The organism is Bacillus sp. 0102A (assembly GCF_036765155.1).
GTDB classification, from domain to species: Bacteria; Bacillota; Bacilli; order Bacillales; family Bacillaceae; genus Bacillus; species Bacillus subtilis_G.
Genome location: NZ_JBAIZW010000002.1, coordinates 15,141 through 35,348 on the forward strand (window position 1 = coordinate 15,141; position 20,208 = coordinate 35,348).

The 20,208-nt window shown below is 43.0% G+C and carries 16 protein-coding genes and 2 pseudogenes; 11 read left to right on the top strand and 7 right to left on the bottom strand.

Features of this window, described 5'->3' with window-relative positions:
• Positions 1 to 3 precede the first annotated feature (3 nt).
• From ldeG to nrnB, 4 genes are all read left to right on the top strand, one after another.
• Positions 4 to 906: a hydroxymethylglutaryl-CoA lyase gene (gene ldeG, locus V6D41_RS04635; RefSeq protein ID WP_333517438.1), complete on the top strand. Its 903-nt coding sequence runs from the start codon at positions 4 to 6 to the stop codon at positions 904 to 906.
• 17 nt (positions 907 to 923) lie between these two features.
• On the top strand, positions 924 to 1,706 hold the full coding sequence (locus V6D41_RS04640) for an enoyl-CoA hydratase (RefSeq protein ID WP_333517439.1): 783 nt from the start codon (positions 924 to 926) through the stop codon (positions 1,704 to 1,706).
• A 10-nt stretch (positions 1,707 to 1,716) separates the two neighbouring features.
• Positions 1,717 to 3,252 (top strand): acyl-CoA carboxylase subunit beta, encoded by a 1,536-nt coding sequence (locus tag V6D41_RS04645; RefSeq protein WP_333517440.1) that lies wholly within the window; start codon positions 1,717 to 1,719, stop codon positions 3,250 to 3,252.
• A 171-nt stretch (positions 3,253 to 3,423) separates the two neighbouring features.
• Complete coding sequence (gene nrnB, locus V6D41_RS04650; RefSeq protein WP_333517441.1) at positions 3,424 to 4,623, top strand: oligoribonuclease NrnB; 1,200 nt, start codon at positions 3,424 to 3,426, stop codon at positions 4,621 to 4,623.
• Positions 4,624 to 4,671: 48 nt separating this feature from the next.
• Here nrnB and V6D41_RS04655 read toward each other — a convergent pair whose 3' ends face one another.
• The 3 genes from V6D41_RS04655 to V6D41_RS04665 all read right to left on the bottom strand — a co-directional run bounded on the left by V6D41_RS04655 (position 4,672) and on the right by V6D41_RS04665 (position 6,699).
• Positions 4,672 to 5,268: a DedA family protein gene (locus V6D41_RS04655; RefSeq protein WP_148961693.1), complete on the bottom strand. Its 597-nt coding sequence runs from the start codon at positions 5,266 to 5,268 to the stop codon at positions 4,672 to 4,674.
• Between the two features lie 72 nt (positions 5,269 to 5,340).
• A complete protein-coding gene (galU, locus tag V6D41_RS04660) occupies positions 5,341 to 6,234 on the bottom strand; it encodes a UTP--glucose-1-phosphate uridylyltransferase GalU (RefSeq protein ID WP_333517442.1) in 894 nt (297 codons plus the stop codon).
• Positions 6,235 to 6,240: 6 nt separating this feature from the next.
• The gene (locus V6D41_RS04665) at positions 6,241 to 6,699 is read right to left on the bottom strand and encodes a GtrA family protein (RefSeq protein WP_333517443.1); all 459 of its coding nucleotides are present in this window, start codon (positions 6,697 to 6,699) and stop codon (positions 6,241 to 6,243) included.
• 209 nt (positions 6,700 to 6,908) lie between these two features.
• Here V6D41_RS04665 and V6D41_RS04670 point away from each other — a divergent pair.
• The 5 genes and pseudogenes from V6D41_RS04670 to V6D41_RS04690 form a co-directional block, all read left to right on the top strand.
• Positions 6,909 to 7,159 (top strand): annotated as a pseudogene (locus V6D41_RS04670) (6-carboxyhexanoate--CoA ligase); the annotation flags it as partial.
• A gap of 34 nt (positions 7,160 to 7,193) precedes the next feature.
• Positions 7,194 to 7,351: pseudogene (locus V6D41_RS04675) on the top strand (3-hydroxybutyrate dehydrogenase); the annotation flags it as partial.
• Between the two features lie 475 nt (positions 7,352 to 7,826).
• Entirely contained in the window at positions 7,827 to 9,365 is a 1,539-nt protein-coding gene (xynD, locus tag V6D41_RS04680; RefSeq protein ID WP_333517444.1) for an alpha-L-arabinofuranosidase, read from the top strand.
• Between the two features lie 256 nt (positions 9,366 to 9,621).
• Positions 9,622 to 10,893: a glucuronoxylanase gene (locus tag V6D41_RS04685; protein WP_333517445.1), complete on the top strand. Its 1,272-nt coding sequence runs from the start codon at positions 9,622 to 9,624 to the stop codon at positions 10,891 to 10,893.
• Positions 10,894 to 11,541: 648 nt separating this feature from the next.
• Positions 11,542 to 12,687: an alpha/beta hydrolase gene (locus V6D41_RS04690; RefSeq protein WP_333517446.1), complete on the top strand. Its 1,146-nt coding sequence runs from the start codon at positions 11,542 to 11,544 to the stop codon at positions 12,685 to 12,687.
• A 494-nt stretch (positions 12,688 to 13,181) separates the two neighbouring features.
• Here V6D41_RS04690 and V6D41_RS04695 read toward each other — a convergent pair whose 3' ends face one another.
• The 3 genes from V6D41_RS04695 to V6D41_RS04705 all read right to left on the bottom strand — a co-directional run bounded on the left by V6D41_RS04695 (position 13,182) and on the right by V6D41_RS04705 (position 16,752).
• The gene (locus V6D41_RS04695) at positions 13,182 to 13,448 is read right to left on the bottom strand and encodes a YnfE family protein (protein WP_148961701.1); all 267 of its coding nucleotides are present in this window, start codon (positions 13,446 to 13,448) and stop codon (positions 13,182 to 13,184) included.
• An 80-nt stretch (positions 13,449 to 13,528) separates the two neighbouring features.
• Positions 13,529 to 15,028, bottom strand: a complete 1,500-nt coding sequence (locus V6D41_RS04700) for a cellulase family glycosylhydrolase (protein ID WP_333517447.1) — start codon at positions 15,026 to 15,028, stop codon at positions 13,529 to 13,531.
• Between the two features lie 326 nt (positions 15,029 to 15,354).
• The gene (locus V6D41_RS04705; protein WP_333517448.1) at positions 15,355 to 16,752 is read right to left on the bottom strand and encodes an alanine/glycine:cation symporter family protein; all 1,398 of its coding nucleotides are present in this window, start codon (positions 16,750 to 16,752) and stop codon (positions 15,355 to 15,357) included.
• A gap of 481 nt (positions 16,753 to 17,233) precedes the next feature.
• Here V6D41_RS04705 and V6D41_RS04710 point away from each other — a divergent pair, with 481 nt between their 5' ends.
• Together V6D41_RS04710 and V6D41_RS04715 are read left to right on the top strand one after the other, a co-directional pair.
• The gene (locus V6D41_RS04710) at positions 17,234 to 17,587 is read left to right on the top strand and encodes a hypothetical protein (RefSeq protein ID WP_148961704.1); all 354 of its coding nucleotides are present in this window, start codon (positions 17,234 to 17,236) and stop codon (positions 17,585 to 17,587) included.
• 25 nt (positions 17,588 to 17,612) lie between these two features.
• A complete protein-coding gene (locus tag V6D41_RS04715; protein ID WP_333517449.1) occupies positions 17,613 to 17,738 on the top strand; it encodes a hypothetical protein in 126 nt (41 codons plus the stop codon).
• Positions 17,739 to 17,785: 47 nt separating this feature from the next.
• Here V6D41_RS04715 and parC read toward each other — a convergent pair whose 3' ends face one another.
• Complete coding sequence (gene parC / locus V6D41_RS04720; RefSeq protein WP_333517450.1) at positions 17,786 to 20,206, bottom strand: DNA topoisomerase IV subunit A; 2,421 nt, start codon at positions 20,204 to 20,206, stop codon at positions 17,786 to 17,788.
• Between the last annotated feature and the right edge of the window lie 2 nt (positions 20,207 to 20,208).

The window sequence follows — 20,208 nt, forward strand, 5'->3', positions numbered from 1 at the left end:
AACATGCCATATCCTAAAAAAGTGAACATCAAAGAAGTCGGTCCGCGTGACGGCTTACAAAATGAGCCCGTATGGATCGCAACAGAAGATAAAATCACTTGGGTCAACCAGCTTTCCCGAACAGGTCTTTCCTACATCGAAATCACATCCTTCGTTCACCCGAAATGGATTCCGGCGCTTCGAGATGCGATAGACGTCGCAAAAGGCATCGACCGTGTAAAGGAGGTAACGTACGCGGCACTTGTTCCGAATCAAAAGGGACTGGAGAACGCGCTTGAAGGAGGCATTGACGAAGCTTGCATCTTTATGTCCGCCAGCGAGACGCACAATAGAAAAAACATCAACAAATCGACTTCTGAAACTCTTCGTATTCTCAAAAAAGTAAACGATGATGCTATAAAAGCAAACCTCACAACAAGAGCCTACCTCTCAACCGTTTTCGGCTGTCCATACGAAAAAGATGTCCCCATTGAACAAGTGATTCGCCTTTGTGAAGCCCTATTTGAATTTGGAATTTCTGAACTGTCGCTTGGAGATACAATCGGAGCGGCAAATCCCGCCCAAGTTGAAACCGTGCTTGAAGCTCTTTTGCCACGATTCCCCGCCAATCAATTGGCCCTGCATTTTCATGATACGAGAGGAACGGCGCTGGCCAACATGGTCACAGCGCTCCAGATGGGCATCACTGTGTTTGACGGATCGGCAGGCGGGCTTGGAGGCTGTCCATATGCCCCGGGTTCGTCCGGAAACGCCGCGACTGAGGATATCGTATACATGCTTGAACAGATGGAAATCAAAACAAATGTAAAGCTCGATAAACTGCTTTCTGCGGCCAAATGGATCGAAGAGAAAATGGGCACACAGCTGCCGAGCCGAAATTTACAGGTGTTTAAATCATCTTCATAAAAGAGAGGACAAATACAATGGAAGAATCTATTCTTTTTACCGTTCAAAACGATCACATTGCCGTGATCACTTTAAATAGGCCTCAGGCGGCAAATGCTCTTTCAGCGGATATGCTCAAAAACCTGCATGTGATTCTTCAGGAAATTGAATTCAATGCAAACATCCGCTGCGTCATCCTCACAGGTACCGGCGAAAAAGCGTTTTGCGCGGGGGCAGACTTAAAAGAACGGCTAAAGCTGAAAGAAGATCAGGTTCTTGAAAGTGTATCACTCATTCAAAGAACCGCGGCTTTGCTTGAAGCCCTGCCGCAGCCGGTTATAGCTGCGATAAACGGAAGCGCATTGGGCGGCGGTCTTGAATTGTCATTGGCATGCGACCTTCGAATCGCAGCTGAATCTGCCGTGCTGGGCCTTCCGGAAACAGGGTTAGCCATTATCCCAGGTGCTGGAGGAACCCAAAGGCTCCCGCGGCTGATTGGCAGGGGAAAAGCAAAAGAATTAATTTATACAGGCAGACGCGTAACTGCACACGAAGCAAAGGAAATAAGCCTTGTAGAGCATGTCACGGTTCCCTGTAACCTCATGCCAAAAGCAGAGGAACTGGCCGCAGCCATTTCTGCCAACGGGCCAATCGCTGTCCGTCAAGCTAAATTCGCAATCAATAAAGGATTGGAGACAGATCTCGCTACAGGTCTGGCGATTGAACAAAAAGCATATGAACATACCATTCCGACAAAAGACAGAAGAGAAGGACTTCAGGCGTTTCAAGAAAAAAGACGGGCCGTATACAAGGGAATATAAAAGGGAGGCAATGCTCATGGATTATGAAAAGGAACGAACAGAACGGGCCGATCGGATACGACAAGGCGGGGCGAAAAAGTATCATCAGAGCAACCAAGAAAAAGGCAAGCTCTTTGTCAGAGAACGGCTTGCTCTTTTGTTTGACGATGACATTGAGCTTGAAGACGCTTTTTTTGCGGAATGCATGTCAGACGGGCTTCCCGCTGACGGAGTCATAACAGCCATCGGCAAAATCGGCGGCCAAACCGTTTGCGCCATGGCCAATGACTCAACGGTAAAAGCAGGCTCATGGGGAGCGAAAACCGTTGAAAAAATCATCAGAATCCAAGAAACAGCGGAAAAATTAAACTGTCCGCTCCTTTATTTAGTCGATTCGGCAGGCGCCAGAATCACCGACCAAATCAATGTATTTCCAGGGAGACGCGGCGCGGGAAGGATTTTTTACAATCAAGTCAAATTATCAGGACGCATTCCGCAAATCTGCCTGCTATTCGGACCGTCTGCCGCAGGAGGCGCTTATATCCCGGCCTTTTGTGACATTGTCGTCATGGTAGACGGTAACGCCTCCATGTATTTAGGCTCACCAAGGATGGCGGAAATGGTCATTGGCGAAAAAGTGTCTCTCGAAGAAATGGGCGGCGCCCGTATGCATTGCTCAATCTCAGGGTGCGGAGATATTCTTGCAGACACTGAAGAAGAAGCCATACGTCTGGCACGGGCTTATTTATCGTACTTTCCGGCTAATTATCAAGCTAAAGCGCCCATTCAGGATAAACGCCCGCCAAAACACTTCGACAGCCCGCTTGCCGACGTCATTCCGCAGAACCAAAATGCGCCATTTGATATGCATGAGCTGATAGAGCGGGTCATTGATGAAGACTCATTTTTTGAAATCAAAACTTTATTCGCACCGGAAATAATAACGGCCCTCGCACGAATTCACGGACAGCCTGTCGGTATTGTTGCAAACCAGCCGAAGGTAAAAGGCGGCGTATTATTCCATGATTCAACAGACAAAGCGGCTAAATTTATTACCTTATGTGACGCGTTTCATATCCCATTGCTGTTCTTAGCAGATATTCCCGGCTTTATGATCGGCACAAAGGTAGAACAAGCGGGTATTATCAGGCACGGGGCAAAAATGATTTCAGCGATGTCAGAGGCAACGGTTCCCAAGCTCTCTGTCATTGTTCGAAAAGCGTATGGAGCAGGGTTGTACGCTATGGCAGGGCCGGCATTTGAACCGGATTGCTGCTTGGCGCTCCCAACCGCCCAAATCGCAGTCATGGGCCCAGAAGCAGCTGTAAACGCCGTCTACGCGAAAAAAATCGCCGAGCTGCCGAAAGAAGAGAGGGTGCCATTTATCAGCAGCAAACGGGAGGAATACAAAGAGGACATCAATATATACCGCCTGGCTTCAGAGATGATCATCGATGCCGTCATTCCAGCCAATTCGCTGCGTGATGAACTGGCCAAACGGCTCAAGGCATATATGACAAAGGAAATGACATTTACCAATCGAAAGCATCCGGTTTATCCGGTGTAAAAAAGCAAGGAATGAGGGTGGAGCGCAAAAAGCGCTCCTTTTATTTATTAACAATAATCACATTATGTTAACTAATCAACTTTGCATAAAACGCTATGTTTTTTAGAATAGTAAATAAAGGCTGCCTCACTAGCGGCAATTATCAGTTCATCATAAAAAGGGGCCTACATTATGTATCATTTATATTCACATAACGACTTGGACGGAGTAGGGTGCGGAATCGTAGCAAAATTGGCTTTCGGGAAAGATGTGGAGATCCGATATAACTCTGTCAACGGCTTAAACGCTCAGGTGCAGCTCTTTTTAGAAAAAGCGAAAGAGAACAACAGACAAGACGCGTTATTCATCACCGATCTCGCCGTTAACGAAGAAAACGAAGAGAGATTGAATGAGTATGTTCAAGCGGGCGGAAAAGTGAAGCTGATTGACCATCATAAAACAGCTCTTCATTTAAATGAGCATGAATGGGGATTTGTCCAAGTGGAATACGATGATGGACGGCTTTCATCGGCCACATCGCTGTTATATGACTATCTCGTTAAAAATGGCTTCATGAAACCGACAAATGCCTTAGATCAATTCACAGAACTCGTCCGCCAATATGATACATGGGAATGGGAACGGTACGATCAAAAACAGGCGAAGCGGCTTAATGACCTTTTCTTTTTGCTGTCAATCGATGAATTTGTAAAAAAAATGATTCAGCGTCTTTCTGCGCATGATGAATTTTTCTTTGATGAATTTGAAGAAAAGCTGCTTGATTTAGAAGACGAAAAAATCGAGCGCTACCTCCGCAGGAAGAAAAGGGAATTGGTGCAAACCTTTGTTCACGAACACTGTACGGGCATCGTTCACGCAGAATCGTACCATTCAGAGCTTGGAAACAGGCTTGGAAAAGAAAATCCGCATCTTGATTACATTGCGATTTTAAGCATGGGGTCAAAACGAGTCAGCCTGCGCACCATTCACGATGACATCGATGTGTCAGAAATCGCCGGCCGATACGGAGGCGGAGGACATGCAAAGGCATCCGGCTGTTCTATAACCGACGAAGTATACGAATTGTTTGTTGCTGAAGCATTTCGAATTGATCCTGTCAGGCCGGATGCTTTCCGTAACTTCTATAACCTAAAGGGGTCTGCCAACGGATCATTATATGAAAATCGCGCACAAATGAGATTTTTTCTGTTTCCTTTAGACAACGAGTGGAATATCCAAATTAACGGGGAAACACAGGATGAAACATTCACATCTTTTGAAGAAGCAGAATGGTTTATGAAAAGAAATTATGCCGCATCGCTCGTGCGTGATGAAGTATTTGTTGCATTTTTAGCGGAGCACTTGAAGCTGGCAAACCAACAGCGCAGATAAAAAAATATGCATAGGGGTGCATCAATCATCCCTATGCATATCCGCCAGCTATCGTTTAAAAATGGCTGTGCGTTTTTTAATCACAAAATAAAGGGCAATCACGACAATAGCCAGTATCATAATCGGTGTTGTATAAGTGCCCGCAATGTTCTCAACATCATCCCACTGGCTTCCGAGCTGAATGCCTAAATAAACAAACAGGATAGACCACGGAATGATCGCGAGTACAGTCAGGACCACAAATTTGGAAAACGGCATTTTGGCAATGCCTGCGGGGATGGATATCGCATGTCTGACAACCGGTATAAAACGTGCCGAGAAGACAACCCCCGTGCCGTACTTTTGAAACCAGTTTTCTGACATATCAATATGATGCTTTTTAATCAATAAGTACTTCCCGTATTTGTCCAAAAACGGTCTGCCGCCATAGCGACCGATCCAATAAATAAAGATCTGGGCAATGGTGCCTCCGATAACACCCGCAATAATGGCGCCAATAAATCCAATCGTGCCTTCCGATACCATATAGCCGCCATAGGCCAATACAATTTCACTCGGTATGATTTCGATCATCAAACCAATTGCAATGCCCGCATATCCCATATTCGTTAGCCAAGTTAAAATTTCGCTTATCAAACTGCCCACATTCTTCACAACCTGTCCTTATCTTTTTCACTATTATATGACTGATTGACGAGCAAGATGGTTACAAATTTTTTATCGCAGCACTTCTTTTGTTTCCCGTTTGAGCACTTCTTCTAAATAAGCTAAAAGCTGAGATCTCATTTCAGGACGCATTAAGCCGATTTCGGTGCTTGCTTTAAAACAGCCCAATTTATCGCCAATGTCATATCGTTTTCCTTTCAGCAGCCGGGCATGGATCCGCTGCTGACGGCAAACCTCACGAAGCGCATCTGTAAGCTGAATTTCGTTGCCCGCGCCTCTGCCAATGGACTTTAAAACGGGGAAGATCGAAGAATTCAGCACATAACGTCCCATCACGGCGATTTCCGAAGGCGCTTCTTCAAGAGAAGGCTTTTCCACTAAATCTTTTACCTCATACACATGCCCTTGAGATCTTGATGTATTGATAATACCATATTTGCTGACATCCTCAGGGAGAACTAACTGTACACCGACAACTTCTGTGCCATAAACATCGTATACATCCATTAATTGCCGAAGAGCGGGTGTTTCAGACATCATAATATCATCGCCTAATAGGACGGCAAAAGACTCATCTCCGATAAAATGCTCCGCACACAGCACCGCATGACCTAATCCAAGCGGTTCTTTCTGGCGGATATAATGAATATTGGCCAAATCGGCAATCTGCTGCATTTCCTTAAGCGTCTCCGTCTTGCCTTTTTCCCGCAGATTGAATTCCAATTCCGCCGATCGGTCAAAATGATCTTCAATTGAGCGTTTGTTTCTCCCTGTAATAATCAGTATATCTTCAATTCCTGACTCTACGGCTTCTTCTACAATGTATTGAATTGCTGGTTTGTCGACAATCGGGAGCATTTCTTTCGGCTGCGCCTTTGTCGCCGGCAGAAATCTCGTTCCTAAACCCGCTGCGGGAATGACCGCTTTTCTCACTTTTTTTCTCATTCATCTTCACTCCTGATCCTGTATGTTTTTCAGCGAATCTCCAAATACCCAGATTCGGTTTCCGATAAAATTCATCATCATTCCGCCGATAGTGGCGGCGAGCTTACTCACCAAAAGCGAACAGCCGACTTTTTGAAACAAATAAAGCAGCAAAAAGGTAATCCCCGACGCGGCAATATTAATCATGAAAAAGCGCACGATCTCTTTCCACCCAGCCTTACGTTTTACACGAAACGTCCAACTCCGGTTCCACACATAGCTGTTGATGATGCCTGCCGAATAGGAGCATATCTGCGCCGGCAGATAAGGGACATGACAAGCGGTGAGAAGAAAGAAGACACCAAAATCTATCAGCGTATTACCTACGCCCACAGTGCAAAAACGGCCTAATGTTTTTATTTTTTCTTTCAGCATAACGGCACCCGGTTTTGACCTCCCTTCATAAAAGATACGGATGGCTGTCATATTTGTTGATATGAATTACTTTAGCGGACAGTGTTGAATAAACAATTACTAAAATATGAACAAAACATGAAAAAGTAATGAGGCCTAGCAGATTCATTAAGTTAACATTTTGCTAGGAACTTTAATATTCTGTATAAGTGTTAATAAACATTTTAGTTAGCATTATTTTTCAAGATGAGAAAGGAGGGGAATGTGATGCAGGAAGAAACATACGAGAGCTTCCCAGGACGCCCCCACAAAGAGGACAACACATTTCCGGCGGAGAACGGCTCATCACTTACAGCGGTTTACAGGAAGGGGTGAATGGCTTATTACATAGTGGCTTCTCGCATTCAAGAGGGCAGTTTCAGCTTTAAAAGCGCTAATGAACCGATCAAAACGATCCGCACTTTACCCGATTGCCGTACATCAAACAGCTATGGCAGAGAAAGGACACGCAACCGCCCGGAAGCTTCTGCAAAATGGGATCCGCAATCAGCTGAAGGACATTCGCGCCGTATGAACGCGTTCTTGAGGACGTCATCTTCCTGGTCGTTCCCCAAAAACGGCTACTGTCAGGGAAGGAGAAAGAGATCGCTGCTTGACCAGCGACAAAGCAAAAGGCGCCAAAGGTCAGGCCGTAGTCATGGACGGCGGGAATACCGCTCAATAGTTCTTATGCTCTTGAAAAAAACAGCCGCTCTGAACGGCTGTTCTTTTGTGCTGAAAACTTTGTTCACAGAAGGATGACAAAATATGACGTGTACTGTCAATGGGGTCGTTTGCGGGAGACGCAAAGTTTGACAAAATGTAAATGATCAAGTGTAAAACGCCGCTGGCCTGGCAGTCAGCGGCGTTTTTTATTAAAAAAGCGAGAGTAATACTCCTGTGTTTGTAAGGCTTACTCTAGAAATCGTCCAATTTATGCGTTCTTCATGACCAGTTGTCATCAAATGGTAAAAAACAACCTCCATTTTAAGGAAAAAGAAGGATGTCAAGTTATTAGAAAAAAGTGTAGCGTATGTTTATGGGTTCTTGCTTTATTATTAAGTTGCTTATCTGCGGAGTCTGCTTTTGCTGCCGGTCTACAATTTGTCCTCAAATGTTAAAAGACCCCCATTTTAAAGAAAAAGGAGGAGTGTTAAGTTATGAGTAAAAAGTGTAGCGTATGTTTATGGGTTCTTGCTTTATTATTGAGTTGCTTATTTGGGGAGTCTGCTTTTGCTGCCAGTACTACAATTGCAAAACATGTTGGGAATTCAAACCCGCTTATAGACCATCATTTGGGGGCAGATCCGTTTGCGCTGACCTATAACGGAAGAGTCTACATCTATATGTCAAGTGATGACTATGAATATAATAGCAACGGAACGATTAAGGATAATTCATTTGCAAATTTGAATAGAGTATTCGTCATATCTTCAGCGGATATGGTGAACTGGACAGACCACGGAGCCATTCCGGTAGCAGGTGCCAATGGGGCCAATGGCGGCCGAGGGATTGCGAAATGGGCAGGTGCGTCCTGGGCTCCGTCAGTCGCAGTTAAAAAGATCAATGGCAAGGATAAATTCTTCCTTTATTTCGCCAACGGCGGCGGAGGTATCGGGGTTCTCACCGCAGACAGTCCGATTGGCCCATGGACCGATCCAATCGGAAAAGCGTTGGTAACGCCAAGTACACCAGGAATGTCCGGTGTTGTGTGGCTTTTTGATCCGGCAGTATTCGTAGATGACGACGGTACCGGTTACCTGTATGCAGGCGGAGGCATCCCTGGCGGTTCAAATCCAACGCAGGGGCAATGGGCCAATCCTAAAACAGCAAGAGTCATGAAATTGGGACCTGATATGACCAGTGTTGTTGGAAGTGCATCTACGATTGATGCGCCTTTTATGTTTGAAGATTCAGGAATGCATAAGTATAACGGAAAATATTATTATTCCTATTGCATCAATTTCGGGGGCACGCATCCGGCCGATAAGCCCCCAGGTGAGATCGGCTATATGACCAGCTCAAGACCCATGGGTCCCTTTACGTATAGAGGGCACTTCCTGAAAAATCCGGGTGCATTTTTCGGAGGGGGCGGAAACAACCATCATGCTGTTTTCAGTTTAAAAAACGAGTGGTATGTGGTGTACCATGCTCAAACTGTCAGTTCCGCTCTGTTCGGGGCCGGCAAAGGATACCGTTCTCCTCATATTAATAAGCTGGTGCATAATGCAGATGGATCCCTTCAAGAGGTTGCGGCAAATTATGCAGGCGTAACACAGCTTTCCAATTTGAATCCATATAACCGGGTAGAAGCTGAAACGTTTGCCTGGAATGGACGCATTTTGACCGAGAAATCCTCAGCACCCGGCGGGCCGGTAAATAATCAAAATGTAACAAACATTCATAACGGAGATTGGATTGCTGTAGGAAATGCAGACTTCGGGGCGGGCGGTGCCAGGACGTTTAAAGCAAATGTAGCATCCACTATTGGCGGAAAAATAGAAGTGCGTCTTGATAGCGCAAACGGTAAGCTTGCAGGAACCCTGAATGTACCTTCCACAGGTGGAGCGCAAACCTGGAGAGAAATAGAAACTGCGGTAAGCGGCGCAACCGGTGTGCACAAAGTATTCTTTGTATTTACCGGAACAGGTACAGGAAACTTGTTTAATTTTGATTACTGGCAGTTTACGCAACGATAGCGCCTGTAATGGCACCGCTTAAGAAACGAGAAGGGGGCAGAACTGACCAACACCGGAGCAGCCCCCATTGATCGGATAAGTCAACTCTAATGCGCGTGCGACTTGGGCGAAAAAAGTGTTCAGGTAATTATAACGGGTTTAGTAATGAAAAGTTTGTTATACCGCATAAAGCAAAGGGTTGTTTCAAAAGAGATAAAAATCTTTTGTTTGCAATATAAAAGGGAGACAGAAAAAGACATATAAAGGAGAGGTAAAAATGATGTCATGCGTAAAAAAACCAATTTGTTTATTATTGGTATGTTTCACTATGCTGTCAGTCATGTTAGCCGGGCCAGGTGCTACTGAAGTTTTGGCAGCAAGTGATGTAACAATTAATTTATCTGCAGAAAAACAAGTGATTCGCGGTTTTGGAGGAATGAACCACCCGGCTTGGATTGGAGATTTGACAGCTGCTCAAAGAGAAACCGCTTTTGGCAATGGACAGAATCAGTTAGGCTTTTCAATTTTAAGAATTCATATAGATGAAAATAGAAATAATTGGTACAGAGAAGTGGAGACTGCAAAGAGTGCAATCAAACATGGAGCAATCGTTTTTGCTTCTCCCTGGAATCCTCCAAGCGATATGGTTGAAACCTTCAATCGTAATGGTAACGCATCAGCTAAACGGCTAAGATACGATAAATACGCCGCATACGCGCAGCATCTTAACGATTTTGTTACCTACATGAAGAATAATGGCGTGAATCTTTATGCGATTTCTGTACAAAACGAGCCTGATTATGCACACGAATGGACGTGGTGGACGCCACAAGAAATACTTCGTTTCATGAGAGAAAATGCCGGTTCCATTAATGCACGTGTCATTGCACCAGAATCATTTCAATACCTGAAAAATATATCGGACCCCATTTTGAACAATCCACAGGCGCTTAGGAACATGGATATTCTCGGAACTCACCTGTACGGTACTCAGGTCAGTCAGTTTCCTTATCCTCTTTTCAAACAAAAAGGAGCAGGGAAAGAGCTATGGATGACGGAAGTATACTATCCAAACAGTGACAACAATTCAGCGGATCGCTGGCCTGAGGCATTAGGCGTTTCAGAGCATATTCACCATTCAATGGTGGAGGGAGATTTTCAAGCTTATGTTTGGTGGTACATCCGCAGATCTTACGGTCCTATGAAAGAGGACGGTACAATCAGCAAACGCGGTTACAATATGGCTCATTTCTCGAAGTTTGTGCGCCCCGGCTATATAAGGGTTGATGCAACGAAAAATCCTAATGCGAACGTTTACGTGTCGGCCTATAAAGGTGACAACAAGGTCGTTATTGTTGCCATTAACAAAAGCAACACAGGGGTCAACCAAAACTTTGTGTTGCAGAATGGTTCTGCTTCTCAGGTATCTAGATGGATCACGAGCGGAAGCAGCAATCTTCAACCTGGAACGAATCTCAATGTAACGGACAATCATTTTTGGGCCCATCTTCCAGCTCAAAGCGTGACAACATTTGTCGCAAATCGTTAAGGGTACTAAGGCAAAGGGTGCTGATCAAGTCTCATTTTCAATAGAATGTCTGAATTTAAGCGATTTTCTGATCAGAAAATCGCTTTTTTCGTGTCGTGCGTCACTTTGAAGCCGTTTTAAACGCGAGAGACATCAACTTGTCAAGGTAAAGGCCGTAGGTCGAAACCTCAAAATCAAGAAAAGGTTTCATAAACTCTAGTTATGAAGCGTTTTTAAGCGTTGTAAACACTAGTCAAATAAGTATTTTATCATTTAATGAATCCACTTTTATGTTCTCTTTACAGAAAGTAAAAGTGGATTCATTATTATTTAGGAAAGTAAAACTGGATCCATTCTGAACGACTGATGCACAATTACTGAGACATTATGAATAATTATAGAAGGGTATTGTAGAACCTTGGCGAAATTTTATAGAAATATCTTGTTAAAAGAGGTGTGTACATGTATTCGCCCATTAACATTAAAAGAAGCAGCAAGTTCGGAAATAATTATTGGGAATCATATAGTCCTAAACTAAAAAGGAATGATCTAGAATACGATTTTTGGGTTCTTGTTGAAACAGACCCTAAAACAGTTTTGAAAAGTGCTTAAAGCGCAATGTATGTATTTCACATTAGCCACTTTTATTAATTAAGGGGGAACAAGAGAATGAAAACTTATGACGCATTTCCGGAACCCATTGGCGATTATACTGTCGGCCGAACCCAGATGGATTTTGAGTACACGGCATCAGATCACTCTAAAAGAGAACTGACGGCGTTTGTGTACTATCCGTCCGACAGTAGCGAAGGTAAGACTACATCAACGTACATGTTTCCTGAAGTCTACGAGATGTTTAATGAGCAGCCACTTGTCACTGCGTATCTTAAAGGGAAGGATGTTTTCTCTATAGATATCAAGACCCAGTGTTACGACGACCTTGCTCTCTCCGGGAAGGAAAAGCGCTATCCGGTGTTATTCTATGTTTGCGGCGGGGGTGGTTCTCCAGAATGGGGTACAGTGATCTGTACAGACTTGGCAAGCATCGGATATGTTGTGGTAAGCATCGGCCATCAGAATAGCACGATGTATAAGCGTAAAGATGGGCGCCTGTTTAATGTATCAAAGGATTTTTCGGATGTCATTATGGCGTTTTCTGAAGATCCGGAGATGCTGGCGTTGGCTGGTAAGATGGAGATGCGGCCTGACGATGAAACTGCCATTGAGATGTGCCATAACGTGCTTACACTGCCGATACTTTCCAAGTTAACAGAGTATAGTGAATTACAGGCAGAAGATGTAAGGTATGTAGCCGATTATCTTTACAAACTGGACTCTGGAGAACTGAATTCCATCTTTAAGGGCAGATTGTTGCTTGACATCGGCATGGGCATAGTCGGACATTCTTATGGAGGGCCTACGACGGCGATTGTTTGCCGGGAAGACGATCGGTTTGCCTGCGGGATTGGCTTGGATAGCGGTGCGTTCGGCCTTCTCGACAGCGACCTTAAGAAACCCTTCTTGCTACTGTTTTGTGAGCCTAACTATAACATGAATGCGATAATTGGCGCTAACAATAGCATGGAAACCTATTATTTCTCTGTTGATCGTGTTGCGCATTTAGATTACTGCGACATCGTGTTTACCAGTGTTAATGAGGAACTCAGAGGCGAACGGGATGCTATGGAGATGCGAAATCTTGTTACAGACTATACGAAGAACTTTTTTGATCATTACATACTGCAGAAGGCTGCAAGTGTGGAAAGTCTGGCATACGATGGCGTGGACTTGATCAAGAAGACCAGCAACAAGTGACATAATCGAGAGGTTGCTGATAAAGCATGTCAAAGAGTTAGCTGTTTGTTATGTCTAAAAACTTTTATAATAATTATTTAAAAAAAGCACTTGAGAAAAATGAAATGGAATGAATGAGACAAATTAAAATACTCAAACTGAAAAACCTTTATGACCTATGACCAATTTAATTTATTAAGGACGTAGAGGTTTTTTAATATTACACTACAGAATGAGTGCGAGAAGAAAGTAAGTGAACATGGGCTTTTAAATTATCTAGGGAAGTATCAGCTTCACTTACGACAAAAAAATAGAAGGTCTAACTTCAAGAATGGATCCACATTTACCTTCTAGTACAGAAGATGAGCATGAAAAACAACTGCTGTCTGTTTTCGTTTTATTAGTTTACATAATATATATTCTAGGAAGTAAACAAAATAAATCATTTCCCGTCTCAATATCAAAGTATACTTAAGTTGGTGAGACAGAAAATGAAATTTTACGCTTCTTAAAACTCAATCATAAAATGGTGTTGTTAATTCATAATAAACGGCTTCTAAATCTTCCAGCGTCATATCGCCATATGCACATTTAATAGCTGAATCAGCAAATTCATCGTAGTCATAATCCGTAGAAAAATGTCGCTGCAGCTGTGTCTCGTAAGGTTCGATCTGTTCTTTTTGATTTTGAATATCTTTTTCCTTACCCGGATAGTCCGGGCCGTTTATCACATCATTCATATGTTTGAACAGCACCATATACTGTTTCAATATGTCATCCACAACGTAATCCTCCTCGTTTTGGTTTTGCTGTTTAAGATGCTAAAAACGGACATCATTGCTGATGCCCGCCAAAAGCTGAACTATTTGGGCTCTGTCCCCCAAATCAGTTTTCCGTGATTATATAATGTGATTTTTTTCGTTGTTTTAAACGTATTTGATTGAAAAAAGGAATAATCCTCGCTTTGTGCATAATTGCTCCAGTCATCATTGTGAAGACGAAGCTGAATATCCCCTGTGCTTGCTCCGGTTGACAGCGTTCCGGTTTTAAATCCTAGTTCCAGATAGGTATCTGCGCCTTTCTTAGGTTTATGCAACCTCACAAACTTGTGAGTCACATTGCCGCATCCGATCTTCGCGTAGTCACAGTCAAAGTTTTGGCCTTTGTTTTTCGCGTTATACCAGTAACGGACAGTGACATCTTTTAAATCAACCGTGGGGTTGCCGTTATTTTTGATGTGAAGCTGCGGGCGGATCTGGTTTCCGTTCACACTTCCATCCCCTGCTCTGGATTGCACAGAGATGCTCTTTTCCTGTGTAGGTTGATCTTGAACCGGCGTTTCAGGGCTGTCCTTCGTCGAATCTTTGGTACCGAGAATGCTTTCTCTTACAAATGTTCCTGAAGACGATAAATCTGACAACGGCCAGCCGCCTGTTTTAGATGCTCCCGGCTTTAAAGCTGAAGACGATTCCTGCTTATCAGAAAGATTCCAGTTGACCCAGCTGATGTTCTTGCTGTCGAGATAATTCAGCCATTCCCTTGACTGGTCAAGGAATACTCCGCCATTTCCAGAAGCATCGCTTGTCCCCCATTCCGTCACAAAAATAGGCGCTCCTTTGCTGAGGGCATAGTTTGCCTTATCCCGTAAAAACTGGCCATGTGTGCCGGCATAAAAATGAAGCGCGTACATGATATTCTTATCCGCAAGCTGATCATCTGCAGCATCATTCACATCCTGGCTCCATGTACCGGTACCGACAATGATGATGTTGTCGGGATCGTTTTTACGGATAACGGAACTTACTTCTTCAGCATACGGTTTAATATCACGCTTCCAGTTCACATCGCCGTTTGGTTCATTCGCAATTTCATAAATAACGTTTGGCGTGTTTCCGTAAAGGCTTGACATTTCCTTGAAGAATTCTTTTGCCTTCTCTTTATTTTGATTTGGGTTGCCGTCATTTAAGATATGCCAGTCAATGATGACATATATCCCAAGCTCTTTTGCCGCTTCAACCGCTTCTTTTACTTTGTTTTTCACAGACGGATTATCAATATAACCGCCGTCTGCCGTATACATCGCCGCTCGGAAAACCGTAATGCCCCAATCGTCTCTTAGCCATTTTAAGCTATCTTTATTGACAAAATCGCCAAACCATTGCAATCCGTGGGAGCTTATCCCCTTCAACTGCACTGTTTTGCCGTCTTGATTGACTAGCTGTGTACCTTTTATGCTAAGCTGGCCATTTATAGATACCGGTGTCTTTGCCCCTGCTGCAGATGCTTCTGGAGCCGCCAAGCCGCAGGTCGCTAGTAATGCAATGAATAAACATACGGTTAAGATAGAGACTGAACGTTTCATATATGATATTCTTCCTCCTTCAAATCAATATGTAAAAAATATGCCTAGTAACTCACCGCTCTCCTCCCTTTCGCTTTTATACCACGAACTCATTGTAAAAAGCTTTCTTATGTTTGTCTATCAACCTAATTTCTTGTTTTTAGCCGGCTTAAAAGCCTGTCTAATTTCTCTTTTTGTGTTGTTTCAGATACAAGCTAATACATGTGGATCAATGATAAAAGTGTATAATCAGGACTTTACACATTATTATTTTATTAAATCAAAATATTCCGCTTCTTTCAGGCAAATAAAAAGCTGCATTCATTGAAGTGAATGCAGCCGTGTTTTTATGCTTCTTGTTTCTCATCTTCCCAAGTTTCAGTGTTTTTAAGACCCGGGATGTTTTTCGATTTAAATACAGGGTCAAGTCCTTGTTTACGCTGATTCGCGTAATCTTTATACACTTTGTAAGCTACGTTTGACAAGAGCGTTATCACAATTAAGTTAATCAACGCCATAATCCCCATAAAGAGGTCCGCCATATCCCAAACAATCTGGAACCCTGCTACACACCCAAAGACAACCATAGCAATAACCGCGATACGGTAAATGTTCAGCCATGTTTTGCTTGTTTTAATAAATTCAATGTTTGTCTCACCATAATAGTAGTTTCCGACAACTGAACTAAAGGCGAACAAGAACATTGCGATAGCTATGAAACTAGGAGCCCACCCTCCAATATGGTGGCTCAGAGCAGCCTGTGTAACCTGGATGCCGTCACCTTTTGGTGTTACACTGTACAGTAAAATGATAAACGCTGTGGACGTACATACGATAAATGTATCGAAAAACACGCCTAATGTCTGAATAAAGCCTTGCTTTGCCGGATGCGAAACATGAGCAGTAGCAGCAGCGTTTGGCGCGCTACCCATTCCTGCTTCGTTAGAGAAAAGTCCGCGCTGTGCACCAATGACGATGATCGCTCCCAGTCCTCCGCCGACAACTTGTTCAATTCCTAAAGCGTTTTTAACAATGATCGCAATAACGCTTGGGAATGCAGAAATATTTGTGAATACAACATAAAGAGCAATGAGAATATAAAGCCCAGCCATGACTGGAACAATCAATTGTGTCACAGCGACAACACGTTTTAAACCGCCGAAGATAATAAAGGCCGTTAAAACAGCAAGAACAATCGCCACAACCGTTTTGTTCACATGAAAAGCGCCTTCTAACGCTCCTGCAATTGTATTGGATTGAACAGCGTTAAAAATTAAACCGAATGATACGGTAATCAAGACAGCGAATACGATGCCGAGCCATCTGACTCCAAGGCCTTTTTGAATATAGTAGGCCGGTCCGCCGCGGAAATCGTCTCCGTCCTTCACTTTATAAAGCTGTGCTAACGTGCTCTCAACAAAGCTTGAAGCCATACCTACAGCAGCTACAACCCACATCCAAAAGACAGCGCCCGGTCCGCCTGTCGCAATTGCTAAGGCAACACCCGTCAAATTCCCTGTACCGACTCGGGATGCGGCTGAAATAAAGAATGCTTGCATAGATGAAACGCCTTTATTTCCGTCAGGCTTCTCTCCCACTATTCTGAACATTTCAATAAAATAACGGAATTGGATAAAACCAAAACGAAGTGTAAAAAATAACCCAAGCCCTACTAAAATATAAAATAAATATTTCCAGATAAAATCACTTGGAATATTGATTAAGCTGTTGAAAAAAGACTCCATATTGACCTCCCGTATTCATCAATTCATAGTAATTTCAAATTTGATGTTAGATTTTTTAACATGCTAAGTCTTATTATATCACAATATGTCGAATTAGGAAGTTTTTTCGTTAAGATTATTGTCCTCGATTGATACTCACTCCTTCGCTCCCTCTCTCTATTATTTTCCTATGAATAAAAAATTACTTCTTATAAGCTTTCATTAAAAATCGTATTCTCTTTTGAAAATTAAGAATTTCTCTGATAAATAAAGACATAAATCCTAAACAACAAACATATCATTTAAAATATGTTTTTATTCACGTCTCAGACCGGGTATACATACACTAATAAATGAAGTTGCTCTTTCAAAAATAAGCAAAAAGATATATACTTAACAAAGTAAACTTTATTTTTAAATTTAATAAATCAGGTTTACTTTCGGAATGGGTTAGGGTATTATTATAAAAATATTCAGTAATATTAAAGGAGGGGGAGATCATTTGAAAAAAGTAACGATACTGAAAGCGTCCATCTTATTCTTGGCGATTGCCAGTTTTCATTTGTTCTCAATTCCCCACGCCTTTGATATCGGCCATCATTATAAAGCCGTAGCCGACCAGCAGGAATTGCATGAGATGAAAGCCGGCCAAAATGCTGATGATGAGAAGAAATCCATCACAGGAGCATTTGCGCTGACTGCTTTATGGGCAATGGCTGTTCGGCTTCTGACCGCTGAAAGCAAAGATACGGGATACTCCCGCAGGCGCCAGCGGAAAAAAAGCTTTATACTAGCCAAATTTTATCAATCGTCTTATTTTGGCAAACTTCATGTTCAACATCACCCGATTATATAACGAAAATATGAGGAGGCTGTTAAACATGTTGTTTATCTTAAGAATGGTGATTATAGGCTTATTTTCTTTCACAGCGCTGAATTTATTTGTATGGCAAGGAATCGAATTTGTTCATGCCTTTACAGATCTTTTCACCAGTCATGAAAGCTAATTGAAAAACAAACGAAACCCGCTCGCATAATGTGAGCGGGTTTTATATTATTGCTCTGTTTGAAGGCGCCAAACAGCTGTGACCTTGCCTGATTCCTCTTCATCAATAAAGAAAGAGCCATTGCTGTATCTGTCGTTTGTCCGCAAGTCTTTTGCCTGCAGTTCTTTTCTGTCGCCTTTTTCTGTTTCCGCCATAAGTCGTTGATCAAGACGACAAGCGAACACTGATACGACACGGTGAGGATTTTTCTTCAGTTCCCTTAGCATCACGACACCGCGTTTTGCACGGGACGTTTTTTCAAACTCGGCGAGAATCATGCGTTTTACCGCTCCCCGCTGTGTGAACAATACAATTGAATCAGATTCTTGAAGGATCTCTCCGGAGACCACAAAGTCATCTTCTTTTAAGTTAATCCCTTTGACACCTGCCGCACGCGCACCAACTACATTTACTTCGTCCTCTCCAAACCATAGGGCGTATCCAAGGTGAGTGGCCATAAAGATCTGGCTTTCCCCATTTGTCACATGTACATCGATCAGTTCATCTTCACCCTTCAAATTTAATGCCACGAGCGCTTTAGAATAACGCTGAGCTTTATAATGGGTGAGCTCTGTCTTTTTCACCATTCCGTTTTTCGTAAAGAACAATAGATACGCTGCTGGATCAAATTCTTTTATCGGTAAGGCCTTTACAATCGTTTCATCACCATCAATACTAATCACATTTGAAAAATGCTGGCCCATGTCCTTCCATCTGATATCAGGCAGCTGGTGAACCGGGCAATAGATATAGCTTCCTTTGTTCGTAAAGAGCAGCAGCACATCTGTCGTATTCATTTCAAACTGATGCAGTATTCTATCCGTATCCTTCATTCCGAAATCCTGACCGTTGGAAGCGGCATATGAGCGCTGGCTCGTCCGTTTTAAGTAACCATCCTTCGTAACGGTCACATATACATCTTCAGAGGCAACCATGACTTCAAGGTTAATTTTAATTTCCTCAATTTTTTCTTCAATCACAGAGCGTCTTGTGTCTGCATATTTCTTTTTCAGTGCTTTTAAGCTGTTTGTGATCACTTTTAACAGCTTTTTATCATTGCTCAGAATGGATTCGAGCTCTTCAATTTTTTCATCTAGCTCTTCAGCCTCTTCCTTCAGCGCTGTGATATCTGTATTGGTTAAACGGTATAGCTGCAATGATACGATCGCTTCAGCCTGAGGCTCTGTAAATTCATATTTCGCTATCAAATTGTTTTTAGCGTCACGTTTGTCGCTTGAAGAACGGATTGTTGCAATGACTTCATCCAAAATGGACAAAGCTTTCATGAGACCTTCTACGATGTGATGCCTGTCTTTTGCTTTTTGAAGCTCGTAAACGGAACGGTTTGTGACGACTTCTTTTTGGTGGCCGATATATGCATCTAAAATAGCCGGCAGACTCATCAGCATCGGACGGCGGTTATGAATAGCCACCATATTAAAGTTATATGTGATCTGCAAATCGGTATTTTTATATAAGAAATTCAAAATGCCTTTGGCATCCGCTTCTTTTTTCAGTTCAATAACCACTCTCAGCCCTGTTCGGTCCGTTTCATCGCGAACCTCTGAGATGCCCTCAACCTTTTTATCAATGCGGAACTCGTCCATTTTTTTCACAAGGTTGGCTTTGTTTACTTCATATGGAATTTCAGTAATGACGATTTGTTCACGTCCGCCTCTGATTCCTTCTATTTCAGCTTTTCCACGGATAATGATTTTTCCTTTTCCGGTTTCGTAAGCTTTTCTTATGCCGTCAACACCTTGAATAACACCGCCTGTCGGAAAGTCAGGCCCTTTTATAACTTCCATGAGTTCATCAACAGAACAAGATGGCATTTGGATGCGTTTAATAACAGCATCAATGACTTCTCCGAGATGATGAGGGGGAATGTCAGTCGCATATCCCGCTGATATCCCGGTAGATCCGTTGACCAATAGGTTAGGGAACATCGCCGGGAGTACGACAGGCTCCTTGCTTGTATCATCGAAGTTCGGCACAAATTCAACCGTATTTTTGTCAATATCCCGAAGAAGCTCAGATGCGATCGGAGATAATCGCGCCTCTGTATAACGCATGGCTGCCGGTGGATCTCCATCGATGCTTCCGTTGTTCCCATGCATTTCGATCAACACATTTCGCACTTTCCAATCCTGGCTCATCCGCACCATTGCTTCGTAAACCGAACTGTCACCGTGCGGATGATAGTTACCTATAACGTTACCGACTGTTTTGGCCGCTTTTCTGAAGTTTTTATCAAACGTATTTCCATCTGTATGCATCGCATACAGAATTCTGCGCTGTACCGGCTTTAAGCCGTCTCTTGCATCAGGAAGCGCCCTGTCTTGAATAATATATTTACTATAGCGCCCAAAACGGTCCCCGATCACCTCTTCTAATGGTAAATCATGAAATAATTCTGGCTGTGACAATC